This is a genomic window from Kineobactrum sediminis (assembly GCF_002868715.1).
GTDB lineage: Bacteria > Pseudomonadota > Gammaproteobacteria > Pseudomonadales > Halieaceae > Kineobactrum > Kineobactrum sediminis.
Genome location: NZ_PKLZ01000012.1, coordinates 21,237 through 34,431, shown reverse-complemented (window position 1 = coordinate 34,431; position 13,195 = coordinate 21,237). Strand labels below are relative to the sequence as shown.

The following is a 13,195-nucleotide window of genomic DNA, read 5'->3' as shown; positions in this document are numbered from 1 at the left end:
CGTTGAAACTGTGGTCTACGTCACGAGAGAAGAGAGAGGCTCAATGATATACTTTCTCTAATCTTGCTTTGGGCCAAGTCGAACCAGGTGCAAAGAATTTCAGAGAAACAGAGGTGAGGGTTCTCACACTCAAGAGTCGGGTGATTTCCGGAGTATGTTCAGCAAGGTAGACTATCGATGATAGACAGCTTGTTTCTGCTTTTAGTTGTGATCTGTGTGTGCTACCTATTCTGGTGGGCGGACCGACAGGATGAAGATTAATGCGCGACCTATTGTTGGTAGGGTTCCTGTTTGTGGCGGTCTACTTCGCTTTCCGACGGCCGTATATCGGTATTGCTGCCTGGGCATGGATTGCCCTGATGGCCCCGACTCAGTGGGCTTTCGGGTTTTCTAACAGTTTCAGGTTGAACCTGACGATCGTTGTGGTCACGGTTCTCGCTTACCTCTTTGTCTATAAGAATAAAGAGATGCGTATTAATGGCTTGGGCGCCTGGGTATTGTTGTTTGGGTTCTGGACGCTGATTACAACGAGTTTTAACATGAACTCGGACCCAGCTTGGGTGTGGGGGTACTGGAACCAGTTCCTGAAAATCCTCCTCCTTTATCTCTTTATCACCTTGATCATCACCAAGCGGCTACATATCGATACTCTTATTTGGGCCATTGTACTGGCGATATCCGCATACGCCGCTATGGAAGCAGTGAAGTTTATACTCTCGGGTGGCAGCCACCAGGTCGTGGGCAGGGCAGGCATCATACGTGATAGAAATGACTTTGCCGTGGCGGTAAACATGTGCATTCCTCTTGTTATCTACCTGGCGCAGACGACCAGGCACCACACCCTGAGGCTGGGCCTATGGGGGCTTTTGGCGCTCAATATTCTGGCTATTGTCGGCACTGGTTCTCGCGGGGGATTTATCGGCTTGATAGTGCTGGCAATAGCATTCTGGTTGAAGTCTCGCCATAAAGTAGTGCTGTTGCTAGCAGCGTTGCTGGTTGTTCCGGTGCTGTATGACAAAACTCCAGAACATTGGCGGGATCGCCAAGCCACAATATCGACGGCTGCGCAAGACGACAGCTCATTTATTGGCAGGCTGTGGGCATGGAAGATATCAACCATGATCGCGCTGGACTATCCTTTGACGGGGGGAGGCTTCGGTGCCGTAATAGAGCCTAGGCTTTGGAATTACTACGCGCCCTTGACTCCAGACTACCCGCCAGTGAAGACACCGCCAATACCGGATTGGCAGAACCCAAAAGCGGCCCACAATATTTATTTCCAGGTTTTGGGCGATCACGGGTTTGTAGGGCTTGGTATTTTTCTGATGTTTTTACTTCTAGCGCTACTGGAAAACTTGAAGAGCTTAAAGGTGGCTAGGCAGCAGAATGTCTACTGGTTCCGGCAACTCGCTAGCGCCTTGACACTTTCTCTAGTGGGGTATGGTATTACAGGGGCCAATGTTAGTCTGGCCTATTTCGACCTGCTTTATGCTGTTCTTGGAATAATCGCGGTGATGGCCATGAATAGGGATGCACTTTTGTCAGTATCAGACGCCGGTCTTGCACGGCCAAGGCCTACAGGTTTGCGTCAGGATGTTAGAGCCACTGTGTAATGAGCTCGTGGATCGGGAGAGAACTACTGATTGGAAGTTGCGAATTTTCATAGCTGGCATTATGCCGACAATAACGTAGCTATGAAAACTATTGAGCCCACCTACGAAAAATTATGGAGATCAACAATGCACACAGGAACCATGCTTATTATGCAATTGCTTGCTCTTGCGGCTTTGTACCTTTTGATTGCAGCGTGGATTTACCATAAGCTATCTTCGCTGATAGATAGCTCATCGAAAAAGACCAACCTGTCTATTGCAAATATTTATAGTCAGATTGAAGCTCTGTTAGGACTATATGTCGAAGTTAAGCCCACACATGGGTTTCCTCCTATGCGGGGATGGGCGGCTTCGCCGGACTTCTTATACCACCTGGTTCGCCACATTCAAGATACTTCTCCAAAGACCGTGCTCGAATGTAGTAGTGGCGTTAGTACGTTGATAATAAGTGGATGTATTAGAAACTATGGCGGTCACGTTTTCAGTCTTGAGCACGACCCCGTTTACGCGAGCAAGACACGTAGGTTGCTGGAACTGCACAAATTTGAAGAAAATGCGCAAATCATTGATGCGCCTTTGGGGGCTATTGATCTCCCGGATTGGCACGGTTCTTGGTATAACATTGAGCAGCTGCCGAAGGACAAAAAGATAGATATGCTCGTCATTGATGGGCCTCCCGCCACGATCTGTGCAAAAGCAAGGTTGCCCGCATTGTATGTTTTAAGTGAGCTTCTGGCTGAGGAATGTACGATCTTTCTGGATGACGCGGCTAGGGAGGATGAGTCACTTATAGTAGCGCAGTGGCTCAGAGAATTTCCGCAGTTTAAATTGAACGAATTCGCTTTCGCAGAAAAGGGGATAGCGGTCTTAACCAGGTCTAGGTCGACGCGGTAGTAATAGCCGGAAGTGTTGATGAGGGTGCAAAAAGTCATGAGCGAAGGTATCTCTGTCACGGTCATTATTCCAACGTTCAACCGAGCGAAGTACATAGCCGAGTGTATAGCGAGTCTACTCGCGCAAACGATGAAACCGGATCGAATAATAGTCGTTAATGATGGGTCAACCGATGATACTCTTGGAGTGCTTTCCCAATTCGGCGACAGGATCACTGTGGTAAATAAGGCTAATGGAGGTAAGGCGCAGGCTCTAAACTTCATATTGCCATCTGTTACATCAGACTATGTTTGGTTATTTGATGATGATGATGTGGCGCTTCCAGATTCAATTTCTCACCGAGCATCTTTATTGTCGGAAGCACTGGACGTAAATCTGGTGATTAGTTCTCATTTTGTCGGTGTGGACGATGTGGATGGAAAAATAATATCAACGCAACAGTACCAATTTCCCATGGTTTCAAATGAGGATTTTTTTTTCCAGGTATTGTGCGGCTGCTTCTTTACGCTTCCGGGCATGCTTATCGCCACCAGTCTACTAAGAGATGTTGGGCCATTCGATGAAGCACTATTACGATCTCAGGATTACGACATAATCATCAGACTTCTTCATCAAGGGAAGGCAATCATGACAAATACGCCGACCTTTATTGTCAGACTCCACAGTGGTGTGAGGGGGCCGCTCAATGCTTTGCATGATTACCAAGAGAAGGATAATATCTGGCTTAGATATGATCAAATGATCGGAAGGAAGGTAAGATCTGCTTTGAATTTGATGGAATATTTGCCGGAGAAGATGCAAGAGGCAAAATACCCTAAGCGCCTGGCATTAATGAGAAGAATGAGCGTCATGGCCAGTAAAGGACTTGTTCCTGAGATGGTGGAGGACGTAGCCAGCGCGCTAAGTCACTGCGGGAGCGTGTTGTCCAGTGAGGAGATTTTACTTTGTCGCGGAGCGGCCTGCACAAAATATTTTGTATTGCAAGCTTCCTTGGGGGATAACGTGTTATTGGAAGGCTTGAAGCCCATTCGGTATTCAATCGCAAAAAGGCAAATTATACGAAGCTTTTGCCGAGGCCTTCTTTGGTCGATGAGAAGTACTTTGGTAAGCAGGCAAGGTAGACTTAATTTAATGAAATTGACTGTAAGCCTTTATCTCCTATCGCGTCCCCTAGGCATCAAATTATTGTGAAATTGAAAAGCATTGTCTGTCGATCTTTAAAAACGGACAATCATGGTCGTCCAAGTATCTTGGTGGCGAGTATTTTGAAGTCTTTGAAATACTGAAACGATATGACGTTGAGAAAAATGGAATAGATAAAGACACCTAATAGCATGTGCGCGACAAGAAGGTGTGCTTGTGTATATGGCCATGACCAGTCATGACTAAGACCTCGAAAGATGGAGATGGATATCCACATGAGTATAGACGCCACTGCGGGTGGCCCCAGTATCTTCCAAAGATGTCTAGATCTCAGCCCAATCAACCCCAGGCCAATTCGGAATGTAACAACTGAATATAATGAGGTGATTGCGATAGCAATTGATACTGCTTCGAGACCATAAGGTAGGGCGATTACAATTCCCGTGACAACAAGCATTGTTCCGAAAAGATTGTACTTCAGCGCCAATCCAACACGGTTCATTGCGTTGAAGACGGGCGTGATAATTGCTGTTGAACCGCGTAATGCAATACTTAGTCCCAACATGGTCAGGATCGGGATCATAGGTAGCCACTTGTCGCCGTACAATATTGGCACTAACTCTCTGGAGACCGACGAAAGGCCAAATCCTATTGGGAAGATGATCGCGGCAAGAATACGGGCGCTGCGCATCACCGAATCCTGCATTCGTACCCGGTCATGCTGTATGGCCGAGAAAGCCGGAAACAGAACACGCTGTAATGGTATGGCAATGCGTGATCTCACTTCATCTGTCAGCGATCTGGCATTTTGGTAATAGCCCAGTGGGGTCGCGCCCAATTGCCGCCCTATGAGCGCGAGGTCAACATTCATATTCAAATAAAACAACAAGCCACCGCCAAAATAGCTTCCGCTGGTCTTCCAGGTTGACGAAAGGTAAGCAAGGTGAAACCGGCGCCGAGGCCAATAAGGTACTGCCAGCAGACTAAGCACAACTGACATCACAGATCCTGCGATTGAACCGGCAACCAGGCTCCAAACGCCAAAGCCCAGGTAGGCAAATGTAATGGCGACAGATACCCGAACAATCATCGCACTGATTTGAATCCAAAACTCAGTTTGAAAGTGCATGAGACGCGCCAGCAATGCATGGGGAACAATAGCAAGCCCCTCAATTAGAAAAATCCAGCAAAGAACCCGAAGTATTTCTCCTGTCAGTGGATCTGAGTAGAGCCAACTGGCGAAGAAGGAAAGTCCAAACACAAAGAAGCTGAGTGTGATGCCCAGCATGACGGATGCCCAGAAAACCGTATCAATTTGCAGACGAGTAATAACCCTGCGCTGGATAAGTACCGCACTGAAGCCAAAATTGCTGAATAATGCCGCAAACTCGGTTATCACCGTCGCCATGGCGATGTAGCCGAAGTCCGCGGGAGAAAGAAGCCGGGCCAATACAGCTACTGATCCGAGTGTGAGCAGTGTTCTAAGAACAATACCAATAAATGTAAAGGTTGCGCCGCTGATAACCCTGCGGCCCAAATTACTAGAGTTAAGGACGAATGCCCTTCGCACGATATCTTTATGTCTGCTTGTTCGACCAGCAGGGCGCCTAAGCGGATTAGTCATGAAGTCCTCTATAGTCGCGCGGCACAAGGCCTAAGCTTGGGAGGTTTGTGGCGGATCTCGGAGGTCGGTGCTCCGGTCGTGAGCAGAGCGGTCATTCTTTTATCATTGGCCCGATATATTCCCGGGATATTACTACATTGTCTATATATAGCGACATTTCATGAGGTGGTTTGGTAACTCCGCCATGGTAGACATTGAACCACACGTTTTCTATCTTCAGTTCCTTCGTGTCCCGGAAACGGATATCGCTGCGCTCGAACACCAGTTGGCCATCGATCCACGCTTTGAATTCACCGTCGGACTGCCCAAGCTCGTTCATTCTTACGTATTGCTCAACGCTGTACCATTTATTCTGCTGTAGCCAACCTGTAGGTCCCATACCCCACCCCCAGTTTGCACTCGGCGCTCCCTGTATTCCGACATGGTATGCGTAGGACCCGATCGCGACTTTGTTGGTCATTTCGGGAACGTTGTCGGATCTGCGCATGAATGCTCCACGTACAGACCAGCCGTTGTACCCATCGGATGCCCGTAAACCCCAGCCGCCCTTGTTATAAGTGCCGCCGAAACCGGGAAGCTTTCCTCCATCAGCCGATGGATTCCAGTTGTCGCCAAATCTTAGGTAGTAGCGAAAGTAAGCCTCCTCGGGCTCCTCGCGGTGCAGCTTGGCAAAATCGTAGCGCAGATCCAGGGCGAAATTCTTTTTGGGAACCAGGGTGGTACGTAGTGCCCGGCCCTGGAGTGGCGCAAAGCCATTCTCATCGTCATCAACGGGTTGTGTTTTGCTGGTTCGCCCCGCATGGCTCCATCCTGCTGGCCAGTTTCGTTCTTCAAAGCCCGTTGCAAAATAGACTGCTGGATGGGAGACAATATCCCTATCCTCGGGGTGGTTGGCGGCGAGGCCCATACGCGACGTTGTACTGGTAGCCCAGGGTGGATGTACCTGGAAAACGCCTACAGCTGACCCGTTGTGCCACTGCTTGTCGGTTGTCAGCTTTAATTCTGCTTTGTGTATCTTTCGTTGCGGATCAGCCTTGAATGGGAAAATGATAATGGCGTTATCATTGCCCCCAACAGAAAAAAGAGAGCCACCGCCCAGGCCCCTGATGGTCGTACAGTTGATAGAAGTGTCGGCTGTTGGAGCGAGGCTTGTGATTTCACCGTTGTCCCATTCAACCACCAAAAGCGGCCTTACTTCGGGATCGTCACTTTCCCGGCTGCGAAAGTTGACTACCCCCTCGGGTGCATTGGGCAGGGAGCGCAGGAAAAGTGCACCGGCAGGTTGAGCTCCGGCTTGCCACTTGCCCGCCATTGAGGTGATATCCCAGCGGATGATCTGACGTTTGGAGGAGGGACGTACCCGGGTACTGTCGAATGGTTCGGTGCCCCAGAGTTCCCCTCGGGCATCCAGCCAGTCTCCCCCCCCCCGTTGCCAGCTTGCATGTGCGGCCGCAAAATGCGCGCCACATGTCATTCCGCGGGGGCCGTCACTCAGGGGTACACTAGCCTTGAGGGTGCCCGGTAGAGCAAGCAGCATGAGCGCCAGCACGAAGCTGTAGAGGCCGAGCTGCCAGGGGCTGCGGCTGGCGTCTGGAAAATATCGGTCTGCATTGCGGTAGTTCACATTTCTCTCCACATTGGTCTCTGTCAGCATGCGCTGTTTACTGATAACGGTATGCTCAGACTTGTACTCCATCCACAACTACCAGGACGCCGTGTTTCACATCAAAATAAGCGAGCCGCTTGTTTCCGTTAGGCATATCGGCGCCTTTCGGGTTGAGTCTTGTCCACCAGTTATCCTTCGGGTCATAGGACCACAGGTTGTTGCTTCTAAAGTCTACCAACAGTCCGTGACCCGTTACCGGATCCCGATACATGGGCGCGAAGGCGTCATGGCCCTCGGGCCAGTGCTCTTCCTGCTCTGGCCGCGCCAGTATCTTGCTCCAGCGCTTCTTGTGGATATCAAATTGAAATGTGCCATGCCCCCTTTGGGAGATGATAACTTTGCGTTCAGGGTCATAGTAACCTACCTGCTCCGTTTTGGGGGACTGCGCCTGGAAATCCCCTGTCTCCGCATTGGCACGCAGGTTTGTCCAGGATTGCGTGTCGGGTGAATAAAGCCAGGTGGCCAACATCTGCCAGTGATTGGTATGCCAGATTGCCCCCCCAAGAGCGGGAACATACTCAAGCAAGCCTCCGAACGGTGCTCGCGGAAAGGGGGGGCTAGTCTTGCGGAACCGCCATTGCTGGGTCTGCGGGTCGAAACCCCACAGTGGTGGCCCCTTGTAACGCTCGCCAGGGTTTCCTTGCAGTTGCTTGATGACCTCGTGCTGGTTGGTATCCCAGGTGTTCATGAACAGCAGTTCGCGGGTCATTTGATCCCAGGTGATGCCCCACCAGCTGTGACCGATGACGACGGGGCCGCCGCGCTCGGTCACTAGAATGCCGTCCCTGAACCTTACATCGCTGGGGTCAGGCCCAAGGCCGGCGTAGCTGCGGGGGTTGTCGGGCGGGTACAGCAGGACCCAGGCAAGCGCGCCGAGATCAAATTCCCAGACGTCATTCAAGCGGTGAGGGCGGCCGTGATTGGCTCCTGCAAACAGTGCCCGCTGGCGTTCAGGCGCCCACACCATTTTGATGGAGTAGTCCCGTCCCATGGGGCCTGTCTGATCCAGTTTGAATCTCCTGGCGACCTCATTGAATTCACCCAGGACCCGTGCGTTGCCGAGCCGGATCGCGTGATTGGGCGCCAGGTTCGCAAGTTTTTTCAGCACTGAGCGTTGTGATTCGAGCTCTGGCTTGGCGGCTCCGTATTCACTGGCGTGTACCCCGGGCACAAGTAGCAGCATTGCTGCTGACAACAGGAAATGACGCAATGCAATCATCTTGCCGGATCCTCCGTTATGAGGCTTGCAATATACTCGCAGGTGAGTGCTTCAACCTCGGTCTTGAAGCCAGCGGACGAGAAAGTATGGTCTGCTTTCGGCAGCCTGTGTATTTGCGCCTTCCCGGACTTGAGTGCGGCCCATTGTGTATCCTCCAGGGCCTGCTGTTCGAACTCCCTGGCCGTCAGATCCGACCCGCTCAGTATCAGGCAGATCTGGCCCCGGAACCGGTTCAGCCCGGCCTGCATCCGGGCCTGATAGCTGTTCTCTGGCAATTCCTCCTTCTCGCGGCTGGCATGCACAAATCCACCAAGGTCCTGCAAGCTTCCGTTCATGTTTACCTTGCCTCCCAGCAGTTTACGCCAAAAGTTTATCGAGAGCAGCCGCCGCAGATAATAGTGGCGTACCATGGTTTTTCCCATGGCTGCCTCGCTTCGCAGCCAAGGGTTCAATAGCACCAGTCCCGCTATGCGTGGGTCCGTGGGCGCATAGATCATCGCGGCAGAGGCGGCATCGCAAAGACCCCATAGAACAATGCGTTGAATACCGGTTTCCGCACTGAAGGCATCGCAGGCTGCCTCAATATCGAGGTCAATATTCTCGAAGGGCTGCTTGCCGCCTTCGCTATCCCCCATTCCCCGGTAGTCAAAGCGCAGGCAGGTGATACCTTCCCGGGCCAGTGCCCGGGCCAGCTGGACAAACTGCCTGTGGCTGCCGACCCGGTACTGTGGGCCACCAACGATCAGCACGACACCAACCTCCGCGCATGTTTCGGGCTGATGCAGGATGCCCAGCATCTGCAGGTCTTTGATTGGGATGGCCAGGGCTCTTTCCACAACCTATTCCTCCAGCATGGCGAGGCTGTGAGGATACAGGGCCGGGACGGTAAATGTTTCAGGCGTTTGCCAGAACAGGGGGCTCTCCCGGGCATCCAGGCAATAATGACTGGCAGGCCAGGAACTTGTCACACGCTGGACCCCTGGCGTGATTGTAGTTGCTCCCAGCTCCAGCCAGCCAATGTGGCTGAGCGGCGCCAGGCCGGCAGGTACCTCAAGTGCCTCGATTGAACGGACCAATGGCTCATTGAGCGGGTAGCCCGCCACCTCTATGCTATCGCCATCAGCGATGCGCTGCCGCCAGTTCACCTTGTCGTTACTGCCGTTAAGTATCGTGCTGGCCTGCTTCAGGCGCAGGAACTGACTGATATAGAGTTTGCCCGCCGTCACGGGCTTCCAGAGCAGTTGCCGGTTCACTGGCAGCGCATCATGCAGCGCATTCTGGAAATGCAGCAGGATCAGGCCTCCGAAGCGCACCCCCCAGAGAACAATTTCCTGGACTCCCTGCTGTCTGAGCCAGTCTCCGGCGGCGATGATGTCCTCCAGCCAGACCTGGGCGGTGGCCTCGTTGACATTGCCTTCGCTGTCACCAGTCCCATAGTAATCCAGAACGCAGGTGGGCAGGCCGTGAGCGGCGAAGTACTGCGCCTGCTTAGCGATGACGGCGCGCGACAGGTTCATTTCCTCGAACAGGGGTGGCAGACAAAGTATTGCCCTGCCGGATTGTAGTTGTCCCGTGACCGACAGGAAAATCCGGCCCCTTGCGGAAGCAATGAAGTGCCCGCTTATTGCCATGGCAACTAAACCTCCAGCAAGTCAATGCGCGGTGATCGTTTCTTCGAAAAGGACAGCGAACAGTAAGGTCGGCGGCTGGCTATCATTACTTGCGCCATTCCCACCCTCAGGAACAGGGCGCTGCCTATTTTTTTGGCTCCCAGCTTTTCATGGGAGCGAATGGAATGCATGTTATAGGCGGAAATACGGCTCAAGGTGCAGGCATAGCCTCTTTGGGTGAGCGTGCGATTGGCCTCTTGCCAGGTTTGCAGAAATACCCTGCCAATGCGATATTTCGGCACGACATAAATATCGAAATCCCACACCGCAGTGGCTGGCAGAACATAGGTGCAGCGGACCTCATCTTCCTCAAACTCGCCAAAGCCAAACCAGGCGCAGGCTACCACTTGTTCCTGCTTGACAGCGATCAGGCACTGTACGTCCTGCTCGAACCTTGCCTTCAGGTTTGGCAAAGGTCTGGGCAACTGCGCCAGCAGGTCTTCATACTTTTCCAGCCATCTGAACTCCAGCTTCCCGCTGGTGCGAGCATTTATCGCTGTATCCAGTGGCTGCTTGTAGAACCGGTACCAGTACAATCCGGACTGCTTCCCCAGTTTGCTGATCAATCGATGGGCGGCCAGCGCAGCGCCAACTGCCAGGCCATGCCTGCGAAAGAACGCTGTATAGCGATTGGCCTTAGGGCGCCCGTTCACGACAGTACCTGGTTGTGAACCAGGCGCAGGTGGAACCGAAACGGAATCCTGTCCCATGGCGTAAACCGTCTAAGCAGGAAAGGGGAGGTGCTCTTGTCCGAGGTCCCCTTGGTGGTGACAACCGCGGTGTCGAAACCAGCCTGCTGTACATGCTGGACGGTACTCCCATCGAGATCCCTGCCCTCAATGCCGTTTGGGTAGGCAAAATGTTTAAGCTCCTGCCCGACCCAGGATTCCAGGTCAGCCTTGCTCTGGTCTATCTCTCTCCGCTGGGCATCGGCATCCAATTCCTTGAGAATGGGATGGTTTACCGTATGCGCCCCGATTTCCACGCCTCTCTCAGACAGCGCCCGAATCTGGCCCGGATTCATCATCAGGGGTGCTTGTTCCTCCACTCCACTGGTCTGGTAAAGCGTAGCCACCCGGTCCAGCCGCTGCTCTACCGGTAGGTACTTTAACTCGTTCAGCATCTGCTGTGCTGCTGACCTTCGCTGCTCCCAGGATCCCAGTGAGATAACTCTGTCCTCAAGCTGGAGTGTCTCGCGCGCAGGATCACTGAACAGGTGAATAACTCGGTCATTCCACATGTTCTCGCCTCGACTGAAAGCCGTGGCGACATACACCGTTGCAGGGATCTGGTACTTCTCAAGAATGGGCTGAGCCACCGTGAGGTTGTTCACGTAGCCGTCGTCAAAGGTTACACAGACCGTGTTGGCGGGTAAGCTACCTTCGCGCAGGTGTTGGACCGCGTCGGCAAGCGGCATGGGATTGCAGTGGCGGGCAAGTAATGCCATCTGCCATTCGAATATGTCTGCCGTAGGTTCGGTGGGGCGCATGGGGTCTGGCGCATCCAGCACCTGGTGATAGATGAGAATGGAAAGTTTTCCGCTTGCCAGTGCCCTTCCTACCAGTGATAAAGCAGAGTGTGTGAGATTCATGGACTTCTGCTTGCCAGCCAAAATTCAAGCGACACCATAATCCAGATCAGCTCTCCGAAGTAGCCCGAGTGCCCGGACTTATGATTGGTAATGGCGTCCTCTATAAAATCGGGCCGAAATATCCCCCGTTGCTTGAGTTTCTTTAACGTCTCATCTGTTAGCTGTTGCAGGGCGGGCTGTTCTTTCATCCATAAGCCGAAAGGAAGGCCGAAACCATGCTTTTCCTTATTCAGCGTTGTCTCGGGCAGGAACTCGCGAAAGCTGTTTTTGTAAAAGTTTCGCAGCTTGCTGCCCGGTAGTTTCACGCGAGCGGGAATTGTACAACTGAAATCAACCACTTCCTTTTCAAATAACGGATATCGTACCTCCACCCCGGCCTTTCGGCACATGCTGGATACCTTCACCAGATCGTTGTCAGCCAGGGTGAACTTCCAGTCCAGATACATCATGCGTTCCACCGGATCCTGCGACGGACACTGTTCATAGCGACTCCGTTTTTCACGACTGGGTGTCGATGCGTCAATTTTTGCGAGGAAAGATTCCTCAAAAACATGTGACGGCTCAAAGCGATTCAGAAAGTTCCAGCTATCCATACGATCGGGCAGGGGGACAGACGCCTGCTCGATATAGCTTCGGCCCTTTCTCAATAGGGGCAGTTCACCCAATTGGGTGCTCAGCAAGGCTTCCAACGGTCCGCTTAGCGCGGTTGGTGCCCGTCCCCAAAGCTCGAACAGTTTTTGCTTGGCGTAGCGTTCATTACCGGCAAATATTTCGTCCCCCCCGTCACCCGCCAACAAGACGTCGACACCGTGATCACGAGCTACCTGGGCACAGATAAAGGCGGCCATGGCAGAGGAGTTGCCGAACGGCTCGTCGAAGAAGCCCGCAACCGCAGAGAAATTGTCGCTAATTTCTGCTGGTTGGAGGTAGTGTTCGTGATGCGTTGTTTGAAAATGACGTGCCGTGGTGCGGGCATAAGCAGACTCATCATAACCCTCGGCATGGAATCCTATTGCAAAGGTCGGGGCTCCGGGTTGTTGTTCTGCGAACATCCCTGCGACGGTTGAGCTGTCAAGCCCGCCACTCAGGAATGCACCGGTTGCCGGAGCTATATTGCGCCTGACAGCATCCCGTATGACCTGTCTGCACTCAGCCATCAGTATAGCCGGTGCCGCTGGGCTGTAGTTATAGGGTGGTTTATATAGATTGCGTCGCGTGGACTTGCCTGTCAGGTCAACATCAACCTGTTCCCCCGGCTGTAATTTCGTGAAGCTCTTGTAGATTGCGCCAGGTGAAGGAATACAGTGAAAAAAGCAGTAGTTGTAAATCGCCTGTGCATTGAGTGATTTACTAATGGCCGGCAGGTGTGGCTCCAGCAGTTTCAGGGAGTCCGTAATCCACCATTGATTAGCTTCAGTCGCGGTATAGAGTGGAACACTGCCAACATGGTCACTGATCAGGTGGATATTGCCACTGTCCTTGTCCAGCAGAATGATGGCAAAAAAGCCTGCAACTTTGCTGTAGAAATGCGTGGGAGCGCCATGAAACTGCTCCAGAAACCAGGTGCCGGGCTGCTCAAGGCCGTAGTCCTGACCATACGGGCGTAGCCTGCCAAGCACAATTGCATGAAACCGGTCATCCTCGCATAGCAGCGAGGGGTGCTCTGTCACGATGTTGAGGCGGGTAGAGTTTGTCCGCGAGGGCTGGGCGGCAAAGGTTAGCCAGCGAACTCCAGTTGGGGGGGGTGTTGTTTCGTCAGTCAGAATCCACATGAT

11 protein-coding genes are annotated in these 13,195 nt (G+C 52.6%); 3 read left to right on the top strand and 8 right to left on the bottom strand.

Annotated elements, in window-relative coordinates:
- The first annotated feature begins 260 nt into the window (after positions 1-260).
- From CWI75_RS14890 to CWI75_RS14880, 3 genes are read left to right on the top strand one after another with little or no spacing between them, the layout of a single operon-like run.
- Positions 261-1,613 (top strand): putative O-glycosylation ligase, exosortase A system-associated, encoded by a 1,353-nt coding sequence (locus tag CWI75_RS14890; RefSeq protein ID WP_101522320.1) that lies wholly within the window; start codon positions 261-263, stop codon positions 1,611-1,613.
- Positions 1,614-1,643: 30 nt separating this feature from the next.
- Positions 1,644-2,507 (top strand): class I SAM-dependent methyltransferase, encoded by an 864-nt coding sequence (locus CWI75_RS14885; RefSeq protein WP_146003608.1) that lies wholly within the window; start codon positions 1,644-1,646, stop codon positions 2,505-2,507.
- Between the two features lie 36 nt (positions 2,508-2,543).
- Entirely contained in the window at positions 2,544-3,698 is a 1,155-nt protein-coding gene (locus CWI75_RS14880) for a glycosyltransferase family A protein (protein WP_162300101.1), read from the top strand.
- A gap of 40 nt (positions 3,699-3,738) precedes the next feature.
- Here CWI75_RS14880 and CWI75_RS14875 read toward each other — a convergent pair whose 3' ends face one another.
- The 8 genes from CWI75_RS14875 to CWI75_RS14840 form a co-directional block, all read right to left on the bottom strand.
- Positions 3,739-5,274, bottom strand: coding sequence for a lipopolysaccharide biosynthesis protein (locus CWI75_RS14875; RefSeq protein WP_101522317.1), 1,536 nt, complete (start codon positions 5,272-5,274; stop codon positions 3,739-3,741).
- A gap of 91 nt (positions 5,275-5,365) precedes the next feature.
- The gene (locus CWI75_RS14870; RefSeq protein ID WP_101522316.1) at positions 5,366-6,970 is read right to left on the bottom strand and encodes a polysaccharide lyase; all 1,605 of its coding nucleotides are present in this window, start codon (positions 6,968-6,970) and stop codon (positions 5,366-5,368) included.
- Positions 6,954-8,159: a Kelch repeat-containing protein gene (locus CWI75_RS14865; protein WP_101522315.1), complete on the bottom strand. Its 1,206-nt coding sequence runs from the start codon at positions 8,157-8,159 to the stop codon at positions 6,954-6,956. Before CWI75_RS14865 ends, CWI75_RS14870 begins: the two co-directional genes overlap by 17 nt.
- A complete protein-coding gene (locus CWI75_RS14860; RefSeq protein ID WP_206604746.1) occupies positions 8,156-8,995 on the bottom strand; it encodes a hydrolase 1, exosortase A system-associated in 840 nt (279 codons plus the stop codon). Before CWI75_RS14860 ends, CWI75_RS14865 begins: the two co-directional genes overlap by 4 nt.
- Positions 8,996-8,998: 3 nt before the next feature.
- Positions 8,999-9,790, bottom strand: a complete 792-nt coding sequence (locus tag CWI75_RS14855; protein ID WP_146003607.1) for an alpha/beta hydrolase family protein — start codon at positions 9,788-9,790, stop codon at positions 8,999-9,001.
- Between the two features lie 5 nt (positions 9,791-9,795).
- The gene (locus tag CWI75_RS14850) at positions 9,796-10,482 is read right to left on the bottom strand and encodes a GNAT family N-acetyltransferase (protein WP_101522313.1); all 687 of its coding nucleotides are present in this window, start codon (positions 10,480-10,482) and stop codon (positions 9,796-9,798) included.
- Complete coding sequence (locus CWI75_RS14845; RefSeq protein WP_101522312.1) at positions 10,479-11,420, bottom strand: polysaccharide deacetylase family protein; 942 nt, start codon at positions 11,418-11,420, stop codon at positions 10,479-10,481. The genes CWI75_RS14850 and CWI75_RS14845 overlap by 4 nt, the downstream gene beginning before the upstream one ends.
- The gene (locus tag CWI75_RS14840; protein ID WP_101522311.1) at positions 11,417-13,192 is read right to left on the bottom strand and encodes an asparagine synthetase B family protein; all 1,776 of its coding nucleotides are present in this window, start codon (positions 13,190-13,192) and stop codon (positions 11,417-11,419) included. The genes CWI75_RS14845 and CWI75_RS14840 overlap by 4 nt, the downstream gene beginning before the upstream one ends.
- Positions 13,193-13,195 lie beyond the last annotated feature (3 nt).

Bases quoted from the DNA above. Each gene is read 5' to 3' on its own strand.
- CWI75_RS14875 (WP_101522317.1), bottom strand. From the start codon at position 5,274: ATGACTAATCCGCTTAGGCGCCCTGCTGGTCGAACAAGCAGACATAAA.
- CWI75_RS14865 (WP_101522315.1), bottom strand. From the start codon at position 8,159: ATGATTGCATTGCGTCATTTCCTGTTGTCAGCAGCAATGCTGCTACTT.
- CWI75_RS14840 (WP_101522311.1), bottom strand. From the start codon at position 13,192: ATGTGGATTCTGACTGACGAAACAACACCCCCCCCAACTGGAGTTCGC.
- CWI75_RS14890 (WP_101522320.1), top strand. From the start codon at position 261: ATGCGCGACCTATTGTTGGTAGGGTTCCTGTTTGTGGCGGTCTACTTC.
- CWI75_RS14845 (WP_101522312.1), bottom strand. From the start codon at position 11,420: ATGAATCTCACACACTCTGCTTTATCACTGGTAGGAAGGGCACTGGCA.
- CWI75_RS14855 (WP_146003607.1), bottom strand. From the start codon at position 9,790: ATGGCAATAAGCGGGCACTTCATTGCTTCCGCAAGGGGCCGGATTTTC.
- CWI75_RS14880 (WP_162300101.1), top strand. From the start codon at position 2,544: ATGAGCGAAGGTATCTCTGTCACGGTCATTATTCCAACGTTCAACCGA.
- CWI75_RS14870 (WP_101522316.1), bottom strand. From the start codon at position 6,970: ATGGAGTACAAGTCTGAGCATACCGTTATCAGTAAACAGCGCATGCTG.